General features: G+C 62.2%; 22 protein-coding genes. 9 read left to right on the forward strand and 13 right to left on the reverse strand.

Annotation, left to right across the window (positions count from 1 at the left end):
- Positions 1 to 22: 22 nt before the first annotated feature.
- The gene (locus BLT09_RS05660) at positions 23 to 262 is read left to right on the forward strand and encodes a DUF1127 domain-containing protein (RefSeq protein WP_023798179.1); all 240 of its coding nucleotides are present in this window, start codon (positions 23 to 25) and stop codon (positions 260 to 262) included.
- A 55-nt stretch (positions 263 to 317) separates the two neighbouring features.
- On the forward strand, positions 318 to 944 hold the full coding sequence (locus BLT09_RS05665; RefSeq protein ID WP_091591276.1) for an ankyrin repeat domain-containing protein: 627 nt from the start codon (positions 318 to 320) through the stop codon (positions 942 to 944).
- 52 nt (positions 945 to 996) lie between these two features.
- On the opposite strand, the gene BLT09_RS05670 is transcribed toward BLT09_RS05665, so the two are convergent.
- Positions 997 to 1,524 (reverse strand): gamma carbonic anhydrase family protein, encoded by a 528-nt coding sequence (locus tag BLT09_RS05670; protein ID WP_091591278.1) that lies wholly within the window; start codon positions 1,522 to 1,524, stop codon positions 997 to 999.
- A gap of 320 nt (positions 1,525 to 1,844) precedes the next feature.
- Here BLT09_RS05670 and BLT09_RS05675 point away from each other — a divergent pair, with 320 nt between their 5' ends.
- On the forward strand, positions 1,845 to 2,576 hold the full coding sequence (locus tag BLT09_RS05675; protein ID WP_091591280.1) for a hypothetical protein: 732 nt from the start codon (positions 1,845 to 1,847) through the stop codon (positions 2,574 to 2,576).
- A gap of 232 nt (positions 2,577 to 2,808) precedes the next feature.
- On the opposite strand, the gene BLT09_RS05680 is transcribed toward BLT09_RS05675, so the two are convergent.
- Positions 2,809 to 3,012, reverse strand: coding sequence for a DUF3126 family protein (locus BLT09_RS05680; protein WP_013531334.1), 204 nt, complete (start codon positions 3,010 to 3,012; stop codon positions 2,809 to 2,811).
- 196 nt (positions 3,013 to 3,208) lie between these two features.
- Positions 3,209 to 4,057, reverse strand: coding sequence for a serine O-acetyltransferase (gene cysE, locus BLT09_RS05685; RefSeq protein ID WP_023798183.1), 849 nt, complete (start codon positions 4,055 to 4,057; stop codon positions 3,209 to 3,211).
- Between the two features lie 152 nt (positions 4,058 to 4,209).
- On the opposite strand from cysE, the gene BLT09_RS05690 reads away from it, so the two are divergent.
- Positions 4,210 to 4,818, forward strand: a complete 609-nt coding sequence (locus tag BLT09_RS05690; RefSeq protein ID WP_091591282.1) for an HD domain-containing protein — start codon at positions 4,210 to 4,212, stop codon at positions 4,816 to 4,818.
- Between the two features lie 91 nt (positions 4,819 to 4,909).
- Here BLT09_RS05690 and BLT09_RS05695 read toward each other — a convergent pair whose 3' ends face one another.
- The 3 genes from BLT09_RS05695 to BLT09_RS05710 all read right to left on the reverse strand — a co-directional run bounded on the left by BLT09_RS05695 (position 4,910) and on the right by BLT09_RS05710 (position 7,110).
- Positions 4,910 to 5,677, reverse strand: a complete 768-nt coding sequence (locus BLT09_RS05695; protein ID WP_167366345.1) for an alpha/beta fold hydrolase — start codon at positions 5,675 to 5,677, stop codon at positions 4,910 to 4,912.
- Between the two features lie 20 nt (positions 5,678 to 5,697).
- On the reverse strand, positions 5,698 to 6,210 hold the full coding sequence (locus BLT09_RS05700; RefSeq protein ID WP_091591285.1) for a DUF192 domain-containing protein: 513 nt from the start codon (positions 6,208 to 6,210) through the stop codon (positions 5,698 to 5,700).
- Between the two features lie 324 nt (positions 6,211 to 6,534).
- A complete protein-coding gene (locus BLT09_RS05710) occupies positions 6,535 to 7,110 on the reverse strand; it encodes a cold-shock protein (protein ID WP_329608822.1) in 576 nt (191 codons plus the stop codon).
- A gap of 239 nt (positions 7,111 to 7,349) precedes the next feature.
- Between BLT09_RS05710 and gloA the strand changes: the two genes are divergently transcribed.
- Together gloA and BLT09_RS05720 are read left to right on the forward strand one after the other, a co-directional pair.
- Entirely contained in the window at positions 7,350 to 7,790 is a 441-nt protein-coding gene (gene gloA, locus BLT09_RS05715; protein ID WP_091591288.1) for a lactoylglutathione lyase, read from the forward strand.
- A 27-nt stretch (positions 7,791 to 7,817) separates the two neighbouring features.
- Positions 7,818 to 8,111, forward strand: coding sequence for a DUF2218 domain-containing protein (locus BLT09_RS05720; protein ID WP_091591289.1), 294 nt, complete (start codon positions 7,818 to 7,820; stop codon positions 8,109 to 8,111).
- A 4-nt stretch (positions 8,112 to 8,115) separates the two neighbouring features.
- On the opposite strand, the gene BLT09_RS05725 is transcribed toward BLT09_RS05720, so the two are convergent.
- Together BLT09_RS05725 and ilvA are read right to left on the reverse strand one after the other, a co-directional pair.
- A complete protein-coding gene (locus tag BLT09_RS05725) occupies positions 8,116 to 8,676 on the reverse strand; it encodes a DUF1697 domain-containing protein (RefSeq protein WP_091591291.1) in 561 nt (186 codons plus the stop codon).
- Positions 8,673 to 9,929 carry a threonine ammonia-lyase IlvA gene (gene ilvA, locus BLT09_RS05730; protein ID WP_091591293.1) on the reverse strand — a complete coding sequence of 419 codons (1,257 nt, stop codon included), beginning with the start codon at positions 9,927 to 9,929 and terminating at the stop codon, positions 8,673 to 8,675. Before ilvA ends, BLT09_RS05725 begins: the two co-directional genes overlap by 4 nt.
- A gap of 222 nt (positions 9,930 to 10,151) precedes the next feature.
- Here ilvA and BLT09_RS05735 point away from each other — a divergent pair, with 222 nt between their 5' ends.
- Both BLT09_RS05735 and BLT09_RS05740 read left to right on the forward strand, forming a co-directional pair.
- A complete protein-coding gene (locus BLT09_RS05735) occupies positions 10,152 to 11,219 on the forward strand; it encodes an alpha/beta hydrolase (protein WP_236473755.1) in 1,068 nt (355 codons plus the stop codon).
- A 1-nt stretch (position 11,220) separates the two neighbouring features.
- Positions 11,221 to 12,381: an alpha/beta hydrolase gene (locus BLT09_RS05740; RefSeq protein WP_091591296.1), complete on the forward strand. Its 1,161-nt coding sequence runs from the start codon at positions 11,221 to 11,223 to the stop codon at positions 12,379 to 12,381.
- A 42-nt stretch (positions 12,382 to 12,423) separates the two neighbouring features.
- Here BLT09_RS05740 and BLT09_RS05745 read toward each other — a convergent pair whose 3' ends face one another.
- Genes BLT09_RS05745 through BLT09_RS05760 form a run of 4 tightly spaced genes read right to left on the reverse strand, consistent with a single transcriptional unit; the run spans position 12,424 to position 18,901 of the window.
- Entirely contained in the window at positions 12,424 to 13,674 is a 1,251-nt protein-coding gene (locus BLT09_RS05745; protein WP_091591299.1) for an alpha/beta hydrolase, read from the reverse strand.
- Entirely contained in the window at positions 13,658 to 16,708 is a 3,051-nt protein-coding gene (locus BLT09_RS05750; protein WP_091591301.1) for an efflux RND transporter permease subunit, read from the reverse strand. The genes BLT09_RS05745 and BLT09_RS05750 overlap by 17 nt, the downstream gene beginning before the upstream one ends.
- Positions 16,705 to 17,835, reverse strand: a complete 1,131-nt coding sequence (locus tag BLT09_RS05755; RefSeq protein ID WP_091591304.1) for an efflux RND transporter periplasmic adaptor subunit — start codon at positions 17,833 to 17,835, stop codon at positions 16,705 to 16,707. Before BLT09_RS05755 ends, BLT09_RS05750 begins: the two co-directional genes overlap by 4 nt.
- Position 17,836: 1 nt before the next feature.
- Positions 17,837 to 18,901, reverse strand: coding sequence for an efflux RND transporter periplasmic adaptor subunit (locus BLT09_RS05760; RefSeq protein ID WP_091591305.1), 1,065 nt, complete (start codon positions 18,899 to 18,901; stop codon positions 17,837 to 17,839).
- Positions 18,902 to 19,008: 107 nt separating this feature from the next.
- Between BLT09_RS05760 and BLT09_RS05765 the strand changes: the two genes are divergently transcribed.
- Positions 19,009 to 19,641 (forward strand): TetR/AcrR family transcriptional regulator, encoded by a 633-nt coding sequence (locus BLT09_RS05765; RefSeq protein ID WP_091591307.1) that lies wholly within the window; start codon positions 19,009 to 19,011, stop codon positions 19,639 to 19,641.
- A gap of 98 nt (positions 19,642 to 19,739) precedes the next feature.
- Here the strand turns inward: BLT09_RS05765 and ade are convergent, their stop codons facing one another.
- Positions 19,740 to 21,551 (reverse strand): adenine deaminase, encoded by a 1,812-nt coding sequence (gene ade / locus BLT09_RS05770; RefSeq protein ID WP_091591310.1) that lies wholly within the window; start codon positions 21,549 to 21,551, stop codon positions 19,740 to 19,742.
- Positions 21,552 to 21,788 lie beyond the last annotated feature (237 nt).

Here is a 21,788-nt window from a genome sequence, read left to right on the forward strand (position 1 = left end):
ATCTCGAAATGGGAGACTAAAAATGGCTGACACGCAAACTCGCGCCGCCCGCACCTCGAAAAGACATCTGTTTGGACCCAGCCTGAAAAGCGTAACAATGATGATCGCCGATTTCAGGGGGTGGCGACGGACCGTCGCAAGACGCAGGGCACTGGCCGACTTGACGGCCGATCAGCTGAACGACATCGGTCATCCGGAGGCCCATCGACCCGCACTCGACATCAAGGCAGGTCTGATCACGAACTTGATGTCGATGCGATAAGTTCGGCGTACGGCTGCGCAAAGCTATCGACCTGCTCTCCAATCGCAACCCGCCCATGGGGCTTTCAGACAGCGCCGGGCGGGAGCAATATGGCGGCCAATTAAACCTCCGGATCGCTGCGATGTTGGAAATCCCGGAAGATCGATGCGAGCGCCACCGCCTGTTCAAGGCCATCGACGACGCGTTCAAGGGGGGCGACTTCGAGGCCCTCGGTGTGGCTCTCGGCGGCTCACCCGGCTGGTTCGACGAGCAGATGCCCTTTGAACTCGGCCTTGGGCATCCACTGGAGTATGCGATCTATTGGAGCCCCGCCGCTTTCATCTCGATCTTACTGGATGCAGGCTCGGACCCGAACTATCACCACCACGGCGGTTTTCCGGCAATCATTGCGGCACTCTCCGCCGACCGGGCTGACAGACTGGAAATAGTCCGAACCCTGATCGATGGGGGCGCAGACCTGAACATGCGGGGCGTAAACGACTGGACGCCGCTTCACTATGCGGTCGCCATCCGTAGCGTCGATGCCATCCGCCTGCTGTTGGCGGCGGGCGCCGACCCATCGCTCGAAACCCGCATCGACGACTATACGACAGCCCTCGAGGACGCCGACAATGCCGGCTTTGAAGCCGGCGCTTCGTTGCTGCGCGATGCAATGACCAGGCGCGGCTCCAATGGACGGTGAGTTGGGCGAAGATGCCGGTGAACCTATAGCCGAAGATTTGACAAGGCTGGCCTCAGGTCTTCGTCAGCCCCGCCTTGAAGCGCTTGCCGTTGGCGACGTAGTGGGCGGCCGAAGCGCGCAGGCTTGCGGCCGCGGCATCGTCCAGTGTTCGCACCAAACGGGCGGGCGAGCCGATGATCAGCGAATTGTCGGGGAATTCCTTGCCTTCGGTGACCAGGGCGCCGGCGCCGACCAGCGAATTCCTGCCGATCTTCGCGCCGTTCAGCACGATGGCGCCCATGCCGATCAGGCTGTTGTCGCCGATCGTGCAGCCATGCAGCAAGGCGCGATGGCCAATCGTGCAGCCTTGCCCGATGGTCAAGGGAAAACCGACATCGGTATGCATGACCGTGTGTTCCTGCACATTGGTATCGGCGCCGATGATGATCGGCTCGTCGTCGCCGCGGATGACGACACCGAACCAGAAGCCCGCGTTGCGGCCGATCTGTATGTCGCCGATCAGGGTAGCGTCGGGCGCGATCCAGTTGCTGTCGGCGTCCTCGAAACCGGGGGCTTTTCCATCGATCGCATAGAGCGGCATTTTTCTCCTCCGAATCGTCTCAGGCTGAAAGATCGGTCGACCCTAGGAGAGTGCCTGCCTGGGATGCAATGTCGATCAGCACGACGCCCAACGCCAAAGATCGTCGCCGTGCAACCGCAAGAGATCGGGGCCGTCAGGCAACACTAAAAGCAACGAGTGTGTGACCAACCGGACCCATCTTCACCTTCCATTTACCATGAAATCGCACAGTCGTGTTTCGACAGGCGTGCCGCAAGAGCCGTGCCACGCACATGGGTCGCTCAAGGACAGCCCAAGGGAACAGACACATTGAGACAGGCTGCCGATAATCGGGGATCGCGATGAAGCAGGCAGCCACCGCCAACGGTCCGCAACTCACCGTCGTCGATTCCCAGCTGATGAAGCGGGTGTTCTACGTGTTCGCGGCGCTGGTGGTGCTTTCGATGACGATCAGCCTTGGCGGCAAATGGTTGGGCCGCTCGATCGCCATGGCCGGATATACCGACGACACGACAGTCCACGAGGTGGTGATCGGCAACAACGTCATCGCCGTGCCGGCCAATGTCATCCGCTTCGACCAGGCGCGGCGCGACGGCATCGCCTCGCGCCTCGACCTCTATCTGCGTTATCCCGAAATGGACGGCTACAGCGAGGCGGCCCGCGACGATTTCAACCACACTGGATCAGCCAGGAGCATCATTTTTCTGTCGTTCGAACGACAGGTCATGTCGCGTGACATGAGCGGCCGCTTCGCGCCGATCTACAGCGCCCTGATCGTCGAGCCCGGCACGCCCGGTCCGGGCGGCACGACGCTTTACGGCTTCGATGAAAAATCGGGCTATTTCAACGAGGTGCTGGCGGTCGGCAATCGCCGGGGCAAGGACCCGTTCGTGGCCCGCTGCCTGAGCGGCCCAAGTGCTGCGCAATCGCTGGCGCCCTGCGAACGCGACATTCTGGTCGGCGACAATCTCAGCCTCACCTACCGCTTTCCCATGGAATTTCTGGTCGACTGGCAGGCGCTCGACGCAGCCATCGCCGCCAAGGCTGCGCGTATGCTGAAGGCCGGGCATTAGGATGATGATGAAGCGAACCGTGCGAGAATCTGCTCAGTGACTTTTGATCGCGCAGCAGCGCAGAAATTTGCGCGACGTCGGCGGGACAGCACCCCCCTCTGCCCTACCGGGCATCTCCCCCTCAAGGGGGGAGATTGGCTATTCGTTCTTCTTTCGCCAATCGCCAACGTTGAAGAAGAGGGTGCGGCGAGCAAGCTGGCTCAAGGTCGGCCGGCACCGAGCGCCTCCCGGCTCAGGCGAGGTCGATGTCGAGGATCGCCATCGAGAAATTATAGTCGCCGTCGTCCTCGTCCTTGAAGACGATGCCGAGGAATTCGTCGCCGACATAGACCTCAGCCGAATCATCCTTGCGCGGCCGCGCCTTCACTTCAAGCTTGGGGTTCTGGAAGACGCGCTTGAAATAGGCGTCCAGCTTTCTGATTTCGTCCGGCTTCAAAAGTCTTCTCCGATCGTCGGTCTTGCTCGTTTGAGCGCGCTTCTGGCACGTCGACAATGGCGATGTAAAGGCAAGCCGGCGAGAGAACCGGGGCAATCGCTAGAGGTTTGCGCTGCCCCTCATTGCCCTGCCGGGCATTTCTCCCCGTATAGTGACGGGGAGAAAGACGCCTTTGCAACGGGCGCTGCCCGAGCGTTCAGATGTCGAAGCTGACGACGTGGTCCATCGATTGCGACGGCAAAAGCTGGTCCATCTGCCGCGAGGGCCGGTCGCAGCCGGTCTCACCGACGACGCGGGCCGGCACGCCGGCAACCGTCTTGTTGTGCGGCACTGGCGACAGCACCACCGACCCTGCCGCGATCTTGGAGCAATGGCCGACTTCGATGTTCCCGAGGATCTTTGCGCCGGCGCCGATCAGCACGCCGTAGCGGATTTTTGGATGGCGGTCGCCGCCGGCCTTGCCGGTGCCGCCCAGCGTCACGCCGTGCAGGATCGACACGTCGTCCTCGATCACCGCCGTCTGGCCGACGACGAGGCCGGTGGCGTGGTCGAGGAAGATGCCCTTGCCGATGCGGGCGGCCGGGTTGATGTCGGTCTGGAACACCGAGGACGACCGGCTCTGCAGATAGAGCGCGAAATCCTGGCGGCCCTGGTTCCACAGCCAATGCGCCAGCCGGTGCGTCTGGATGGCATGAAAACCCTTGAAATAAAGTACCGGCATGATGAAGCGGTCGCAGGCCGGATCGCGGTCGTAATAGGCCTGAATGTCGACACGCACCGTCGATGCCCAATCCTTGTCGTCGGCTGCCATCGCCTTGAATGTCTGGCGGATGAGATCGGAACCGATATCCTGATGGGCGAGCCGCTCGGCCAGCCGATGGATGACCGCCTCCTCCAGGCTTTCCTGGTTGAGGATGGTCGAATAGAGGAACGCCGCCAGCAGCGGATCGCGGTTGACCGCCTCCATCGCTTCGTCGCGGATCGAGCGCCAGATCGGGTCGATCGGCTTCACCATGGTCGGGCGGGCAATCGTAACGCTGTTCATCAATGGACTCCGGCCTAATGTCTCCGGCTTGGCACCAAAACCGCTGCGCACTTTTGCGCGACATGCTCTATAAGCCAGATCATAGCACGGTTGAACTCAATTTTCCTTAGTGCTTTGTCAAATGGATTTGGTTCACGGAAATTCAAGCGGCCATGGAAAACCAAGCCTTGATCGACGAGCCGCTGAAGCGCGAGCTTTCCGCGCTCTACCAGGCCGAAGGCCGCCACTATCACAGCCTTGCCCATATCGAGGCGATGCTGGCGCTGGCCGGCCACTATCGGGCATCGTTGCACGATCCCGAGGCGGTCGAGGCGGCGATCTGGTTCCACGACGCCATCTATAACAGCCGGGCCAAGGACAACGAGGCGAGGAGTGCCGTCCTTGCCGAGAAAAAGCTCGCCGGCCGCACCGATGTGCAGCGCCTTGGCTCCATCATTGCAATGATATCAGCCACCGCCACACATGAGTTGCCGCAGTTTGACGACGAGAATGCCGCCCGCGACGCAGCGCTGTTCCTCGACATGGACCTGGCGATCCTGGGGGCGCCGCCTGATGCGTTCGACGCCTATGAACAGGCGGTGCGCCGCGAATATGGCTGGGTGGAAGAGCCGATGTGGCGCGCCGGCCGCAGTGCGGTTCTGAAGAGTTTCCTCGCCCGCCCGCACATCTTCCACACCGAGGAGTTCCGGCAGCGGTTCGAGGCTCAGGCTCGGCAAAACATGGCGCGTTCGCTCGAAGCGCTCGGGGCGCTGCACCTTTGATGCCGGCGCGAAGGATCGCTACGGATCGGCTTTATCCTGAGCCGCTGCATCCTTCAGGCCTTGGGTCACCCCAACTCAACCACCGATGTACTCACAGCGGATTTTCGGCATAAAACTCCAGCACCCGCTGCTTGAAGGTCTTGTCGCCGACGGCCAGCATGTGGTCGCGGCCCTCGATGTGGAAAGCCCTGGCGTTCGGCATCAAGGCGGCCAGTTCGTCGGGCGAACCGCCGATATCGTCCTTGGTGCCGACGGCAATCAACGTCGGCTGGGCAATGCGCGCAATGTCGGCCTCGGCCAGCAATTCCCGTGAGGTGGCAATGCAGGCGGCCAGCGCCCGGCGGTCGCTGCGGGTCTGGTCGGCGAAGGCGCGAAACGAGCGGCCGCGTGGATGGCTGGTGGCATCGGGATCGTCGGCCAGAAGCGCGGCGGCGATCGGATCCCAGTCGCCGACGCCGTCGACCATGCCGACGCCGAGACCGCCGAAGACCAGCGTCGCCACCTTATCCGGGTCGGAAAGCGCCAGAAACGCGGAAATCCGCGCGCCCATCGAGTAGCCCATGACATGGGCGCGTTCGATGCCGAGATGGTTCAGCAACGCTGCACCGTCGGAAGCCATTCTTGCCGGCGTATAATCGGCCTCCTGATAGCTCTTCGACGAGGCGCCGTGGCCGCGATTATCGAAGGCGATGGCGCGGTAGCCGGCATCGTTCAGCGCCTTGAACCAGCCGGGCGACACCCAGTTGACGTAATGGGTCGAGGCAAAGCCATGGATCATGAGCACCGGATCGCCCTGCCCCGATGCCGGCTGGCGGTCGAGGAAGGCAAGATCAAAACCGTCATGGGAAAAAAACTGCATCTGCGATGGATCCTGCGCGTTCAGTTGTGCGCAGTGCCGATTGCCGGGTGACGCAACAGGTCGCCGTCGTCGATGCCGCTCCTGGCGGCGGTGCCTGCCTTGAGCTCGAGCACGAAGCGAACCGGCTCGCCGGGCGAGATCATCGCCTCGGATTGCGGCTCGCCTTGCTTGATAGCCCGAATCCTGCCGTCCTCACCGACAAAGATCAGGTCGAGCGGCATTGGCGTGTTCTTCATCCAGAAGCTGACATCCCGAGGCTCCTCGAACACGAACAGCATGCCATGATCGTCGGCCATCTCCTGGCGAAACATCAGGCCGGCCTCGCGCTCGGCCGAGGTGTCGGCGATTTCGACGGAGAAAGAGCGTTCGCCGCCTTTCGTCACCGCGACCAGCGGCTGCGGGTCGACGGCAAGGATCATCGCCCGGCTGTCTGCCGAAGCCGGTTGCTGCGAATGGAAGAAAGCGCCTGTGGCGATGACAAAGGCGATCGCGGCGCAGACTACGCCCGTTGTCAGCCAGTTCCTGTAAGTCATTCAGACTCCTCGGCCATCGTCCTAGGTATGTTGATATTCAAGTGGTTCCAGCCTGTATATAGTTCCCTGCGCTTGCGACCCACCGATTGTTGATCTCAGCGCTGCCCCTCATCGCCCTGCCGGGCACTTCTCCCCGTATAGTGACGGGGAGAAGGGGCTGGCCGCAACGGTGGCATACATTTCTACAACGGCCGGAAATTGGCGAAATCATTGATGACAGCGCCCCTCTCCCCGTCACTATACGGGGAGAGGATGCCGGCAGGCAGGTGAGGGGCAGCGCAAACGTTCGAAAAGATCTGAGTAAGGCCTGAATATCAACGCACCCTAATGCGAGACGGGCAAGGTCCCCATATCCGGGTGAATTTCGGCAGCCATAAGGCCTTTGTCGCCGCGCCCGAAGCGGACCAACACGACCTGCCCCGGCCTGAGCTCGGTAATGCCGTAACGGCGCAGCGTCTCCATGTGGACGAAAATGTCCTCGGTGCCCTCGCCCCGGGTCAGGAAACCGAAGCCCTTGGTGCGGTTGAACCATTTCACCAGCGCCCGTTCGAGGCCGCTTTCCGGCGTCACCGAGACGTGGGTGCGCTGCTCCTGCATCTCCGCCGGATGGGTCGCCGTGGTGAGATCCATGGAGAGCACGCGGAACGCCTGCAATCCGCGCTCACCTTGCTTGACCAGGCAGACAACGCGCGCACCTTCCAAGGCGGTCTGGAAACCGTCTTTTCGAAGGCATGTCACATGGAGGAGAATATCGCCGGAAGAGCCGTCATCGGGAAGAATGAAACCGTAACCCTTGGCCACGTCGAACCATTTGATAGCGCCAGCAATCTCGACAAGACCGGCCGTGTCGCCGCTCTCGTCTCTTTGCAAGGCGTCGTGACCGGTTCCGTCCCGCCCCATGAAAGAGGCTTTTTCCCCCATAACAACGCCCCCCTTTTTCCAAGAATACCGCAACTGATTCTTGACGTTAGATTAACACTTCCGTTTCCGGTGTGTGCAAGACCTGAGCTGCGTTTTTTCACGGTTCATTGCGGGAATACCGGATTTGTTGTTTGCCGGCAGGAGCGGCTATCGGGAATTGCCCTTTGGCCGGGTGGCCCCTATGTTCCGCCGCAAAGCAACATTTCGAGGAAAATCACATGCGCTACCTCCACACCATGGTCCGTGTCGCCGACATCGATGCCTCGCTCGAGTTCTACTGCAACAAGCTTGGCCTCAAGGAAGTGCGCCGCCACGAAAACGAACAGGGGCGCTACACGCTGATCTTCCTTGCAGCGGACGAAGACGAGCAAAGCGGCATCACCGACAAGGCGCCGCTGATCGAGCTCACCTACAATTGGGATCCGGAAGACTACAAGGGCGGCCGCAATTTCGGCCACCTCGCCTACGAGGTCGACGACATCTACGCCACCTGCCAGCAGCTGATGGACAAGGGCGTCACCATCAACCGGCCGCCGCGCGACGGCAACATGGCCTTCGTCAAATCGCCGGACGGCATCTCGATCGAGCTTTTGCAGAAAGGCCCGGCCAAGGCCAAGGCCGAGCCCTGGGCGTCGATGCCGAACACTGGAAGCTGGTAACCAGCGACATTAGGGAAGAATCCATTCATGCCGACCAGCCATGCCACTGTCGTCACTGAACATGCGAGCCGCTATCTGCAGCAGCTCTGCAAGCACTGGGCGCACAAATTTCCCGTCGCGTTCGATCCGAGCCACGGCACGATCGATCTCTCACTGGGCCGCACGGTTCTCGATGCCGACCCGGCAGCGCTGCATATCGCGGTGACCGCCGACGAAGCCGGCTCGCTGGAGCGGCTGGAGACGGTCGTCGCCGACCACATCAAACGCTTCGCTTTCCGCGAAGAGCTGACCTTCGATTGGAGAAAGGCTTCGGCAGCGTAGGCTACTAGGCTCCGCCATTGCGGCCGGCCATCGCCAGCAGCATCAGCACCGTGCGCCAGTTGCGCGCGGTGGCGGGCACTTTCAGCGTGCGCGGGATGAGGTTGGCAAATACCGATTTGCCGAGGCCTTCCGGTGCGTGCAGGTAAAGCACGTCGCCCCTGACCTCGAACCGTTCGGGACCGGTGCATTTTTCGGCCAGCCGCGCGACCTCGTCGGCGGTCGGCGGGCGCTCCAGCACATAGGCGTGAAGCTTCGTCGGCTCGCCGGCAATTTCCGGATAGGGATTTTCCGCCACCAGCCGCTCGAACCAGCCGAGATCGCGCACCATGATGCGCGAGTGAAATCCCCATTTCTTCTCGAAGGCCGCTTCCAGCTGTTTGGCCAGCGTGGCCGCGTCGCCCTTTGCCGAACGGAACACGACATTGCCGCTCTGCACATAGCTGGCGACGTCGCCAAAGCCGAGTTCCTCGAAGAACGACCGCAACTCCGCCATCTTGACGATGCGGTTGCCGCCGACATTGATGCCGGAAAACAACGCAACGAAAATCTTCGCCCGGGCGCTCATATGATGAACCCGGCCAGCGTCTCGTTGTCGGTGATGTCCTGATACTGAACGCCCTCGGCCTCGAAATTGGCGTTGAGCAGCTCGAAATTGCGGCGGTCCTTGGTTTCGATGCCGATCAGCACCGAGCCGAAATTGCGCGCCGATTTCTTCAGATATTCGAAGCGGGCAATGTCGTCGTCGGGACCGAGCAATTCGAGGAAGTCGCGCAGCGCGCCCGGCCGCTGCGGAAAGCGGATGATGAAATACTTTTTTAGCCCCTCGAAACGCAGCGCCCTTTCCTTCACGTCCGGCAGCCGCTCAAAATCGAAATTGCCGCCCGAGACCACCGCGACGATGGTCTTGCCCCTGATTTCCTTCTTCGAAAAATCCTTCAGCGCGTCAATCGCCAGTGCGCCGGCCGGCTCCAGCACCACGCCTTCGACGTTCAGCATCTCGATCATGGTCGCGCAAAGCCGGTTTTCCGGGATCAGCCGCACGGCCTCGGTGGCAAAGTCCCTGAGATGCCGCAACGGCTCGCGGCCGATCTCGGCCACCGCCGCGCCATCGACGAAATTGTCGACCCTGGCAAGCTTGATGCGCTTGCCGGTGGCGAGGCTCTCGCGCAGGCTTGGCGCGCCGGCCGGCTCGCAGAAGACGAAGCGCGTGTCGCGGCGCTGGTCGGCGAAATAATGCGTCACACCCGCAGCCAGGCCACCGCCGCCGACTGGCAGCATGATGATGTCGGGCATGCGCGCGCCCGGCATCTGGCCTGATATCTCGCAGGCGACCGTCGCCTGCCCCTCGATGATGTCCTTGTGGTCGAACGGCGGCACCATGTGCGCGCCGGCGCTTTCGGTGAATTCGGAGGCGGCGCGGTAGCAGTCGTCGAAAAAGTCGCCGACCAGCCTGATCTCGACGAATTCGCCGCCGAACAGCCGCGTCTTGTCGATCTTCTGCTGCGGCGTCGTCACCGGCATGAACACCACGCCTCGCTTGCCGAAATAACGGCAGACGAAGGCAAAGCCCTGGGCATGGTTGCCGGCGGAAGCGCAGACGAACAGCTCGGCATCGTTGCCGGCGGCGAGCGCCTTGCGGAAGAAATTGAAGGCGCCCCTGATCTTGTAGGAGCGCACCGGCGACAGGTCCTCGCGCTTCAGCAGCACGCGCGCGCCGGTCTTCTTCGACAGATAATCGTTTTCCTGCAGCGGTGTTTCCGGGAAGATCTGGCGGATCGCGGCAGCGGCGACCGCGACGCGGGAAGAGAAACTGGTCATCGAAAAAATTACCCCGGATCGTCTGTGGTGTTCGCGAAGCTAGCACACGCCGTACGTGTTTGATCAGGGCAATCGTTCTGGCTTTCGCGCAACAGTGCGATGACTGTCGCAAGCCGCTGAGCGCATTTCGGCAGGAAACGACTTACTTCTGCCGCACTTCGGCTGTCCGGGAGGGGTCGCGGAGGTTGGATCAAGCCTTTCGGCCGGAGTGGAATTCTAGAGTTGAAGAAGATTTGTATCCTTGTCCTTGCCTTGCTCGTTGCCGGCTGTGGCGGCCGGCAGACCGAGGAACTGCTCGGCAGCGCCATGGTGTCGGCGCCGGTGACCGATATCGCCGGCAACCACAGCATCTTCATCGCCACGACGCGCAAGCGCTCCGACGATCCCAGCAAGGTTTTCGACCGCGAGCGCTCGGCCACGCTGAACTATGCCCGCGTCAACGTCACCGTGCCGGGAACCCACGAAGCCGGTCAGATCGAGCGGCGCTCGCGCGGCAAGTCGAACGACCCGGCCAAATATTTCATGGCCTCCGACGTCGTCGGCTATGACACCGCGCCGAAATTCTCCAACGCGCTCAGTGCCGACATCGCCGCGCGCGGCGGCCGCGTCATGCTTTTCGTCCACGGCTACAACACCGGCTTCGACGCCGCCGTCTACCGCGTCACCCAGATCGCCCATGATTCCGGCTACCCGGGCACGCCGGTGCTGTTTTCCTGGGCGTCGGGCGCCAAGACCCGGGACTATGTCTACGACCGGGAAAGCGCCAGTGCTGCCCGCGACCAGCTGGAAGTGACGCTGAGAATGCTCGCGCAGACCGGCGCGCGGCGCATCGACATCGTCGCCCATTCGCTGGGGACCTGGGTTACCATGGAAGCGCTGCGCCAGCTCGCCATCAATGGCGACCGCGATCTCGGCGGCAAGCTCGGCGACGTCGTGCTGGCTTCGCCCGACATCGATGTCGACGTGTTCAAGAGCCAAATGCGCCGCTACGGCAAGCCGAACAAGCCATTCATCCTGCTCCTGTCCGACGACGACCGGGCGCTGCGGCTCTCCGGCCTGATCGCCGGCTCGCGGCCGCGCGTCGGCGACTACAAGGACGCCGCCGACCTCGCCGACTATGGCGTGAGCGTCGTCGATCTCTCCAGCGTCAAGGGATCGGATCGCTTCAACCACACCAAATTTGCCGACAACCCCGAGCTGGTGAAGATGATCGGCCAGCGGCTGCGCGAGGATGACGGATTTGCCAGCGACCGCGAGGTGACCGACCGCATCAGCCTGCTCGGGCAGTGAGGTGCGTTCGAAGATTTTTCTCGTCGTAGCGTTTGCGCTCGCCGTGACCGGCTGCGCCGGCCGCAAGACACACGACCTTCTCAACACGACGACCGTGACGGTGCCTGCCTCCGACATTGCCGCCACGCATGAGATCTTCGTCGCCACCACCCGAAAAAAGGCGACGAAGGACCCGCGGCAGGTGTTCGACGGTGACCGTTCACCGACCACCGGTTTTGCCAGTGTCGAAGTCACCGTCCCGAAAACCCATCAGGTCGGCGCCATCGAGCGGGTCAGGGGCTCCGCCAACAGCAATCCGGCGAAGGATTTCACGGCAACTGAGGTCGAATTCTACGAAGGCGCCCCGCAATTCGCCAAGGCGGTCGGCGCCGACATCGCCATGCGCGGCGACCGCGCACTGGTTTTCGTACACGGCTTCAACAACGGTTTCGACGACGGCATCTACCGGCTGACGCAGATCGCGCACGACACAAAATACTCCGGCACGCCGGTGCTATTCTCATGGGCGTCGAGCGGCAAGACCACGGGCTATATCTACGACAAGGAAAGCGCCAACGCGGCGCGCGACGATCTCGAAGAGACGTTGCGGATGCTGGCCAAGACGAAGGCCAAGAGCATCGACATCATCGCCCATTCGATGGGCACCTGGGTGACGATGGAGGCGCTGCGGCAGCTTGCCATCACCGGCGACCGTGATCTCAGCGACAAGCTCGGCTATGTCATCCTGGCCTCGCCCGACATCGATGTCGATGTGTTCAAGAAGCAGATGATCCGTTACGGCAAGCCCGACAAGCCCTTCGCCATCCTGCTTTCGGGCGACGATCGCGCCCTCAGGCTGTCCTCGCTGATCTCCGGCGACAAGCCGCGCGTCGGCGACTATGGCGACGCCGCCGACCTCGCCAGCTATGGCGTGTCGGTTGTCGACCTGAGCAAGACCAAAGGCGGCGACCGCCTGAACCACGCCAAATTCGCCGACAACCCGTTCCTGGTGCAACTGCTCGGCGACCGGCTGCGCGCCCCGGCCGGCCTGGCATCAGACGAGGTCGATCCGGCGCGGCCGATCGACAATCTCGGTCAGGGCATCGGCAAGGCCGTCGGCTCCGTCGCCGAGATCGTCATCACCACGCCGTTCAAGGTGCTGACCATCGCCACCGGCGGATGAGGAGGTGGACAACGGGACCCAAGCTGTGGCGGGCTTGCCGGCTCAGTAGGCTATCGCGCCATCCACAATCTCTGCTTCACGGTAAGGGTCGCGTTTGAAAACCCGTTCGCCGCTCATTACCGACATTGGAGCCACAACTGCCGCTCGCGCCGCGGAACCGGCGAGACCAGCCGTCCTGGTTGCCGCCATCCTGACCTGACCTGCGAAGGTGGCCTGCCCTGCTTCCAAAGACTGGCCGGCCAAGCCGCGCCCGAGAAGACGAATCATTTCGGGGCTGTCCGCAAACGCATTATGACCGAGCGGATCGCGTGGATCGACAGCGCTCGTGTTGATCACGGTGATGCCGAGCCGCTTGAGATCGGCCGAGTGAGGAGCGAGATCGGCGTCGCCGAGAGCTCCGACGCGATTGACGCCGCCCGAGATCAATCGTGAAATCCCCAGCGCCTTGTCCTCAGTCGAGGTGAAGATCGTGAAATGCGGCAGCTTTGGCCCCATCTCGATGACCTGGCGACGAAACACGTCCACATCGATGTCCGGTGACGCCAGGATGACATTGTTGATTTTGGCTGGAATTGTCCCGTTGCGCATGCCGACGCCACGCAGCGCCTCCGCCGTAAGCCAGGCTCCCATAGAATGGGCGAGTATCGTGACTTCGCCGACGTCGGGGCTTTCGGCGGCCTGAAGGATCATGTCTTCCAAAGCCCGACGCGAATAGTTTGTGCTGTCCTTGTCGTAGAGATAGCCGGACACGCTGGCGCGCGAAGGCCAGGTGAACAGTATAGGCGCTGCATCCGTTCCGGAATCATGAACGATCTGAGCAAAGCGGAAGACCGCATCAGAATAGCTGCTGTTGAAACCGTGGACGAAGATGACGGCCTGCCGTTTGGCGTTGCGGTTCTTGCGAAACCACCGCAGGACATTCTGTTCCGATGCGACTTTGCCGACCTTCAGGACCGCAAAATCCTTCTCGGGATTCGCCGGCACGTGCGAGGGCCACTGGACCTCGCCGACTTTGCGATTTCGATCTGGAGGAATGGAGACAACGATGCTGTTCAATGAGATCGCCGTTCCTCTGTCGCCAGAATAGAGCCGCCCGGGATCCTCGACCGGCTTGCGGGTCGTCGCGACCAGCATGTCGACTTGAGCGGCATCGCCGCCGGGGGCGAGCGCAAGCGGCCTGAGCACGCTCTGTGGCCGCGTCGCGCAGCCAGCCAGGACGCACAGAATAAGTGGCGGCAAAAGCAATGCACGGCACCAGCAGCGAAATGCGGTCACGTCATGCCTCCTCGGCATCGGGGCGAATCCGGAACCAGACGACGTAGAGCGAAGGCAGAAAGAGCAGGGTCAGCACTGTCCCGACGATGATGCCGCCCATCATTGAATAGGCCATCGGGCCCCAGAAGATCTGCCGCGATATCGGGATCAGGGCAAGCGTGGCGGCTGCGGCCGTCAGCATGATCGGCCTCATGCGGTGCTCCGTTGCCTGCACGACTGCTTTCCATGGAGACATTCCAGATCCACGCAATTCCTCGATTTGCACGACCAGGATGACCGAATTGCGGATGAGAATGCCGATGAGGGCCAGCACACCCAAAAGGGCGACGAAGCCGAGCGGCGCGTTGCTGAGCAGCAGTGCCGCGACAACGCCGATCAGGGCAAGCGGCGCGACGGAGAAGACGAGGAACAGCCGATGGAAGCTCTGGAGCTGGATCATCAGGAGCGTTGCCATGGCAAACAGCATGACCGGCGCCACCGCCAGGATAGGACCCTGGGACTTGGCGCTTTCCTCCACAGACCCGCCGACCTCGACGGAGTAGCCGGCGGGCAATGTCGTCTTGAACGCCTCGACCTTTTCGGCAAGCGCCGCCACAATGGTTGCTGGCTGCGTCGCATCCTTGATGCCGGCCTTGATCGTGATGGTCGGGATCCGGTCGCGCCGCCAGATCGTCGGCTGTTCGAGTTCGTAGCGGAACGTCGCCACGGATGACAGCGGGATGACCTTGCCACTGCTGCTCGATAGTTGAAGATCGAGCAACGTGTCGACGGATCCGCGCTCCTCGGCTTCGGCACGGCCGATCACGTTCACGAGATAGATGTCGTCCCTGACCTGCGTCGCAGTTGCTCCCTCGACGATGCTGTTCAGCGCCGTGGCGATATCCTCCGAGGAAACGCCCAATTGTCGCGCCTTGTCCTGCAAGACGTCGATCTTCACCACGCGCGCCGGTTCGTTCCAGTCGAAGGCAAGATTGGTCAGCGATGATTGGGTACCGACGATCGAGCCCAGCTTGCCAGCGAGATCGCGAACCGTCTGGATATCGGGGCCCGATACCCGATATTGAACCGGCTTGCCGACCGGCGGACCGATATCGAGCAGTTTCACGAAGGCGTCGGTGCCTGGAAACGTCTGATGCAGGTAATCCTGCAGGTCCTTTCTAAGCTTGTCGCGGACGTCCAGCCCCTTGGTCACAATGATGGTCTGCCCAAAGGTGATGTCGTTCGGCTGCGGATCGAAGGAGAGGATGAAGCGCGGTGCGCCCCTTCCAACATAGGTCGACCAATGATCGATATCGGGATTGCCGGCGAGCTTCTCTTGTTCGAACCGCGCCATCTGCCGGCTGGTTTCGCTGATCGAGCTGTTGTGCGGAAGGTTCCAGTCGACGATCAGTTCCGGCCGATCGGAACTGGGGAAAAACTGTTGCTGGACCAGCGACATGCCGGCAATGGACAAGGCGAAGACAGCGACCGTCACGGCGATCGTCACCCATCGCCAGCGCAGGCAAAGATGCAGAATGCGAGCAAAGCCGGCTGCAAACCAGCCCTTGTGATCCGCATGCTTTTTCATGGTTTTCGGCAGTATCGTCACGCCGAGCAACGGCGTGAACAGAACCGCGACCACCCAGGAAACGATGAGCGACACGGCAATGACGACGAAAAGCGAGAAGACGAACTCGCCCGCGCTGCTGCTGTTGAAGCCGACCGGAATAAAGCTCGCGACAGTGACAAGCGTACCGGTCAGCATCGGGAAGGCGGTCGAGGTGTAGACGTGGGTAGCGGCTTTTTCGAGACTGTCGCCGACCTCGAGCCGGGCTACCATCATCTCGACGGCGATCATGGCGTCGTCGACGAGAAGACCAAGGGCGATGATCAGCGCCCCCAGCGAGATTCGCTGCAGCGAAATGCCTGTGTACTGCATCACCAGAAACGTAATGGCGAGAACCAGCGGAATTGAAATCGCCACCACCAGTCCAGCCCTCATCCCGAGGCTGACGAAGCTTATGGCAAGCACGATGGCGATCGCTTCGAACAAGGCATGCGTGAAGCTCGATACCGCCTCATCGACGACTGCCGGCTGGTCGGACACACGCTCTACCGCCGCGCCGACCGGAAGATCCTGGGTAATTTCAGCGATCATCTTTTCCAGCGCCTTGCCGAAGTCGACGAGATTGCCGCCGGCCTTCATGCCGACAGTCAGGGCGATCGCCGGCTTGCCGTTAAAACGAAACAGGGAGGTCGGCGGATCGACGTAGCCGCGGGTTATGGTTGCGACGTCGGTCAGCGGAAAGAACCTGTCATTGACCCGCAGATTGATCGCTCGCAGGCTCTCCTCGGAGATGAAGCGGCCGCCGACACGCAGCGCGATACGTTCCGGTCCCGCCTCGATGAATCCTGATTGGGTGACGGCGTTCTGCGCCTGAAGCGTGGAAATGATCGAAGACCGGTCGATGCCGAGGGCAGCGATCTTGCGGGTCGAGAATTCGAGAAAGATCGCTTCATCCTGCGCCCCGGCGATCTCGACCTTGCCGACATCCGGAACCGCCAGAATCTTCGTGCGGGCGCCCTCGACGAGATCGCGCAATTGCCTCTGGCTCAGCCCATCGCCCGTGAAGGCGAAGATGTTGCCGTAGACATCGCCGAAGCGGTCGTTGAAGAAAGGTCCGACGACACCCGAGGGAAAATCCGCCTGGATATCGGCGATCATGTTGCGGACGCGCAGCCAGGTTGGCTCGACATCCCGGGCCTTCGTCGATGGCAGGAGATCGACGAAGACAATCGTCTGGCCGGCCGTGGTCAGGCTGCGGGTATGCTCGACAGATTCGAGTTCCTGCAGCTTCTTTTCGATACGGTCGCTAACCTGCTGCGTAACTTCCTGTGCCGATGCACCCGGCCATTGCGCCTGGATCACCATGGTCTTGATGGTGAAGGATGGATCTTCCTCGCGGCCGAGCCCGACATAGGCAAAGATGCCTGCCAAGGCAAAGGCAATCATGAAATACCAGACAAGGGAGCGATGCTCGAGCGCCCAGTCAGAAAGGTTGAATTTGTTCACTGGGGCAGCTCCTGTTCAGGTCTTATACTTTGGCCGTCCGCGAGTTCATTGGCGCCGGCGACGGCAACTTCTTCCCCGTTCTGCAGCCCCGACAGGACCCGGACACGAGCAGCCCCGGCGGGCCGGGCTTCGAGCCCGACCGGTCTCAGCGAGATTGTGAGTTTGGCCCGATCGATCACCCAGACATGGTCGGCGCCATCCCGCTCAAGGATTGCGGAGGCCGGCAGCACGATCGCGCGGGTCGTCGCTTCGCTTGCCGCCGTCGCCGTGACGACGGAGCCGAGACGGAAAACCTCGGGTGCCTCGTTCAAGGCGATCTTCAACCTGTGGGTGCGGGTATTGGCGTCGGCTTCCGGGCCGATCTCTCGCAGAACGCCCGCCGTCCGAACCGTGTCGTCTAGCTGAAGAGCGATGTCGAAGCGCGTCCCAGGCCGTAGTGAACCGATCTGGGCTTCGGGCACATCGACCACAACATCACGCCGATCCAGGCCGGCTAACCTCAGGACCGTCTGACCGGCCGTGACCGTCTGCCCGACCTGGACCGAAGTGGCGGTCACCACGCCGTCGAATTCGGCTTTCAACCGCGAATATCCAAGCTGCTCGCGTGCCTTGTCGAGACGAGCCTGCGCCTGTCCCACATCCGCCTCGGCCGACTTGAGGCCCTGCTCCGCAACTTCGGAATCGGCAACGCTGCCGGTATTTGCAGACGCGAGATTGCGCTTGCGCTTTTCGGTGGCTGTGGCGTTCTCGAGCTGCGCCTCGGCATTGCGCAGATCAGCCTCTGCACTCGTAACGGCAAGCTGCAGCGCCAGAGGATCGAGCTCGGCCACAACATCGCCCCTGTGCACCAGATCGCCGACCTCGACGCTGCGCGATATGACGCGGCCCAATGCCCGGAATGCCAGATCTGTTTCAACCCGCGCCCGCACGACGCCGGCGAAACCCAAAACAGCGGGCTGCTCCGGTTTCGCCGTGACGACGTTGACCGGTCGTGGCGGGGCCGCTTTCGCGGCTGGGCTTTGGTCGCAGCCCGAAAGAAGCAACAGCACCAGAACGGCCTGAAGCAAGACAAGGATCGTTATCACCTGAACGAACCGGCTTGAGATGCGTGAACGGAAGCTGGTCATGTCACTTCTCCTGCCAGGCCACAGCCTGGCCTTGCCTCAGAAATTTTCCGCCGTCGGTGACGATCAGATCTTTTGGCGCAATCCCACCGGTCACGATGAAATCGGCTGTTCGATAGCGGTCGACCGCGACCTTGCGAAGCGAGACCGATTTGCTTGCCGCGTCGATGACCCATACGGCCGGCTCACCCCCGGCGGAGGCCATGGCGCTCCACGGCAGGATCACACCTTCACGAGACGGTGAATGGAATTCACCCACCACCGACGTTCCGAGCGACCATTGCGCCTCTTGCGGCAGCGCCACCTTGACGCGGATGGTCCCGGTGCTCGTATCGATGACTGGAGAGACTTCCCGGATTTTGCCCCGTGCCGTGCGCGCCCGATCACCCACCGGAGCAACCTCGACTTCACTCGTCGGTCGGCCTGGGAGGAAGAAGGCTTCGAACACCTCGAAAGAAGCGTCCCGCGGGCCATCGCGCGCAAGCGCCAGCGCCGGCTGCGCCGCAGAGACCACCTGGCCTGCTTCGACGCTGCGCGAGGTGATGACGCCATCTGCGTCGGCTTTGAGCTCCGTATGGGAAAGCGCATCCAGCGCCGTCGCTAAACTCGCCTGGGCGACCTCCAGAGAGCCCTGCGCTGTCGTCAGCGCCTCTCGCGCCGCATCATAGGTCGACTGAGCGATCGCTCGCGATTTCAGCAATGTCTTGTAGCGTTCGAAGGCAAGCGCCTTCTGCTTGACGGTTGCTTGTGCCGACCGCAGGCCCGCCCGGGCGGAATCGACATCGGCGCGTTGCTCGGTGTCGTCGATGCGCATCAGGACGTCGCCCGCACGCACCCGTGATCCGACATCGACGCGGCGTTCTCTCACCCGGCCGCCGGTCCGGAAAGACAACTCGGATTGAACCCGGGCCTTCACTTCCCCGGTGACCGCGGCGCCCGGCTGGTATTGAGCCAGCGAGGCGGCAATTGCTTGCACCGGCTGCGGTGCCGTTTGGCTTGAGGTATGGTCTTCGCAGCCGACCAGGGCGGCACAGGCGAGACCCAGAATGAGTGCGCGAAATGTGTTCATTGCTCCAGGCACCGTTGCATCAGAGGAAACGGTGGGCTAGATATCGCTGACTGACGAGTTAGTCAATGGATGTTTTGGCCAAAGTCGTGTGAGCAGTTCGACGAAGGATGTCAGCTATGGAAAAGAAACTTTCTCGAGCAGAACAGAAAGCGAGGCGCCCGCACGAGATCCTCGATGCGGCGTTCGAGGAGTTTGTCGAAAAGGGATATGCAGCCACGCGCGTCGAAGACGTCGCCGCGCGCCTGGGCGTCACAAAAGGCACGGTCTATCTGTATTTTCCGACGAAGGACGCTTTGTTCGAGGCAACGATGGGACATGTCTCGGCGCCGTTCCAAGACGTCAGAGCTTCCATCGATGCGCTGCGAGGCTCTCAATCCGACCGTTTGCGCCAATTGCTTGTCCTGGGATACGACAAACTCGCCGGCGACAGGAAGACGAGGGAGTTGTTGCGCCTCCAATTGGCTGAGGGATCACGCTTCCCCAACATCATCGACCGGCATTATGGCGCGTTTATCGCACCCCTGCTCGACGCAGTTCGCGCGTTTATCGAGCAAGGCGTGGCTTCGGGCGAGTTTCACCAGAGCGCCGCTGCAAATACGCCGGAAGTGGTGATCAGCTCGGCCGTTCACCTCACGATCTGGAAACTGATCTTCGCCGACAGAAATCCTATCGATGAGGCCGCCTTTATCGAGGCGCATATCGATCTCGTCCTCAACGGCTTGTTGGCACACCCCCGATGAGGCGACGGTAAGCTGGCGCTAACGCGTCGCACAAAAGCATGTCCTCGTGGCGAGGGTGCGCAGCGGTTTTGCGATAGCGGCGCTGGCCCGCCCTTGGACTAAACGAACAAGTCGACTTTCTGGAACGTCGTCACATCGATCAGGCCGACATCGGAAATCCTCAGTTCCGGGATGACGACCAGCGCCAGCAGCGAGTGCTGCATATAGGCGTTGTTCAGCGAACAGCCCATCTGGCGCATTGCCTCGGTCAGCTTGTCGGCCTTGGCGGCGACGATTTCGGCGCGCTCGTCCGACATCAGGCCGGCGATCGGCATTTCGACCAGCGCCAGTTCCTTGCCCCTGGAGAACAGCACGACGCCGCCGCCGACCTCGCCCAGCCGGTTGACCGCCAATGCCATGTCCTGCTTGGAGGTGCCGACGACGATGATGTGGTGCGCATCATGCGCCACGCTTGAGGCCATGGCGCAGTCGCTCATATAGCCGAAGCCGGAGACGAAGGCATTGGTGACGCCGCCCGTGCCGCGGTGGCGCTCGACCAGCGCGATCTGGCAGACGTCGTTGCGGCGGTCCATGGCGACCAGCCCGTCCTCCACCGGAAGGTCGGCCTCGAGCGCCCGCGTCGGCGCCTGGTTTTCGATCACACCGATGACCCGCACCCGAACCTCGTTGGCGCCGATGGGCGCGATGATGTTGAAATCCTCCGATTTGAGCTTCTTGCCGAGCTTGACGGTGTTCTTTGCCGTCTTCGGATAGTCATAGGCCGGAATGTCGATGTCGAGCTTGCCGCCCTTGGCCAGCCTGACGCCGCGGCCATAGACCTCGTCGATGGTCATTGCGGCCAGATCGGAAACGATCAGCAGATCGGCGAGCCGCCCCGGCGCGATCGAACCCAACTCGCGCTCCAGCCTGAAATGCTGGGCGGTGTTGAGCGTCGCCATCTGGATCGCGGTCACCGGCTTCACCCCCTGGCTGATGGTGTGGCGGACCACCCGGTCCATATGGCCTTCATGGACGAGCGTCCCGGAATGGCTGTCGTCGGTGCACAGGATGAAGTTGCGCGGATCGAGCCCGCTCTCCGTCACCGCCTTGATCTGCGAGGCGACGTCGTACCATGCCGAGCCCAGCCTCAGCATTGCCTTCATGCCCTGGCGGACGCGAGCGATGGCGTCCTCGGCGCGCGTGCCTTCGTGGTCGTCCTCGGGGCCGCCGGCAACATAGCCGTGGAACGGCAGGCCGAGATCGCGCGAGGCATAATGGCCGCCGACGGTCTTGCCCGCCCTCACCGTCGCGGCGATCTCGCCGGCCATCACCGGATCGTTGGCAGCGACACCGGGAAAGTTCATCACCTCGCCAAGTCCGACGATGTTTTCCCAGCCCATCGCCTCGGTGACATCGGCGACCGTCAGCTCGGCGCCGGCATGCTCCAGCCCAGGTGCGGAAGGCACGCAGGACGGCATCTGCACAAGCACGTTGATCGGCATGGCGACGGCCTCGTCATGCATCAGCCGCACACCCGGCAGGCCGAGCACATTGGCGATCTCGTGCGGGTCGATGAACATCGAGGTGGTGCCATGCGGGATGACCGCGCGGCAAAACTCCGTCACCGTCACCATGCCGCTCTCGACATGCATGTGCGCGTCGCAAAGGCCCGGCACCAGATAGCGCCCGCCGGCGTCGACCACCTTGGTGCCCTGGCCGATGGCATGGCCGGCATTCGGCCCGCAATAGGCGAAACGGCCTCCGGCAATGGCAATGTCGGTGCCGGCGATGATCTCGCCGGAATGAACGTTGACCCAGCGCCCGTTGCGGATGACGAGATCGGCCGGCCTCCTGCCCATCGCGACGTCGACCAGATGCGTCGCCGCCTCAGCCCAGGGTTTTGGTTTCGTCGAGCGCGCGGCCTTCGCCATGAGGAGACTCCTGTTTTCCCGACTGTGCCAAGCCGCGCGGATTTTGACCAGCGGGGAACTTGTGGGTCGTGTGCGGCTACGCCTGAAATAAAACCCGCCTCGAATGCGGGTCGTTTGGGCCGCGCCTTATCGTTCCTGCGCTGGTGATTGGCGAAATCCGAAGCGACATCCGATCTCCCCCCTTGCGGGGGAGATGTCCGGCAGGACAGAGGGGGGTGGGAAGGATCGCGGCCTATA

It is taken from the genome of Mesorhizobium muleiense (assembly GCF_900099905.1).
Lineage (GTDB): Bacteria > Pseudomonadota > Alphaproteobacteria > Rhizobiales > Rhizobiaceae > Mesorhizobium > Mesorhizobium muleiense.

What these genes read in the sequence shown, in the direction of transcription:
- BLT09_RS05660 (WP_023798179.1), top strand. Translation starts at nt 23, where the DNA reads ATGGCTGACACGCAAACTCGCGCCGCCCGCACCTCGAAAAGACATCTG.
- BLT09_RS05665 (WP_091591276.1), top strand. Translation starts at nt 318, where the DNA reads ATGGGGCTTTCAGACAGCGCCGGGCGGGAGCAATATGGCGGCCAATTA.
- BLT09_RS05670 (WP_091591278.1), bottom strand. Translation starts at nt 1,524, where the DNA reads ATGCCGCTCTATGCGATCGATGGAAAAGCCCCCGGTTTCGAGGACGCC.
- BLT09_RS05675 (WP_091591280.1), top strand. Translation starts at nt 1,845, where the DNA reads ATGAAGCAGGCAGCCACCGCCAACGGTCCGCAACTCACCGTCGTCGAT.
- cysE (WP_023798183.1), bottom strand. Translation starts at nt 4,057, where the DNA reads ATGAACAGCGTTACGATTGCCCGCCCGACCATGGTGAAGCCGATCGAC.
- BLT09_RS05690 (WP_091591282.1), top strand. Translation starts at nt 4,210, where the DNA reads ATGGAAAACCAAGCCTTGATCGACGAGCCGCTGAAGCGCGAGCTTTCC.
- BLT09_RS05695 (WP_167366345.1), bottom strand. Translation starts at nt 5,677, where the DNA reads ATGCAGTTTTTTTCCCATGACGGTTTTGATCTTGCCTTCCTCGACCGC.
- BLT09_RS05700 (WP_091591285.1), bottom strand. Translation starts at nt 6,210, where the DNA reads ATGACTTACAGGAACTGGCTGACAACGGGCGTAGTCTGCGCCGCGATC.
- BLT09_RS05710 (WP_329608822.1), bottom strand. Translation starts at nt 7,110, where the DNA reads ATGGGGCGGGACGGAACCGGTCACGACGCCTTGCAAAGAGACGAGAGC.
- gloA (WP_091591288.1), top strand. Translation starts at nt 7,350, where the DNA reads ATGCGCTACCTCCACACCATGGTCCGTGTCGCCGACATCGATGCCTCG.
- BLT09_RS05720 (WP_091591289.1), top strand. Translation starts at nt 7,818, where the DNA reads ATGCCGACCAGCCATGCCACTGTCGTCACTGAACATGCGAGCCGCTAT.
- BLT09_RS05725 (WP_091591291.1), bottom strand. Translation starts at nt 8,676, where the DNA reads ATGAGCGCCCGGGCGAAGATTTTCGTTGCGTTGTTTTCCGGCATCAAT.
- ilvA (WP_091591293.1), bottom strand. Translation starts at nt 9,929, where the DNA reads ATGACCAGTTTCTCTTCCCGCGTCGCGGTCGCCGCTGCCGCGATCCGC.
- BLT09_RS05745 (WP_091591299.1), bottom strand. Translation starts at nt 13,674, where the DNA reads ATGCCGAGGAGGCATGACGTGACCGCATTTCGCTGCTGGTGCCGTGCA.
- BLT09_RS05755 (WP_091591304.1), bottom strand. Translation starts at nt 17,835, where the DNA reads ATGACCAGCTTCCGTTCACGCATCTCAAGCCGGTTCGTTCAGGTGATA.
- BLT09_RS05760 (WP_091591305.1), bottom strand. Translation starts at nt 18,901, where the DNA reads ATGAACACATTTCGCGCACTCATTCTGGGTCTCGCCTGTGCCGCCCTG.
- BLT09_RS05765 (WP_091591307.1), top strand. Translation starts at nt 19,009, where the DNA reads ATGTCAGCTATGGAAAAGAAACTTTCTCGAGCAGAACAGAAAGCGAGG.
- ade (WP_091591310.1), bottom strand. Translation starts at nt 21,551, where the DNA reads ATGGCGAAGGCCGCGCGCTCGACGAAACCAAAACCCTGGGCTGAGGCG.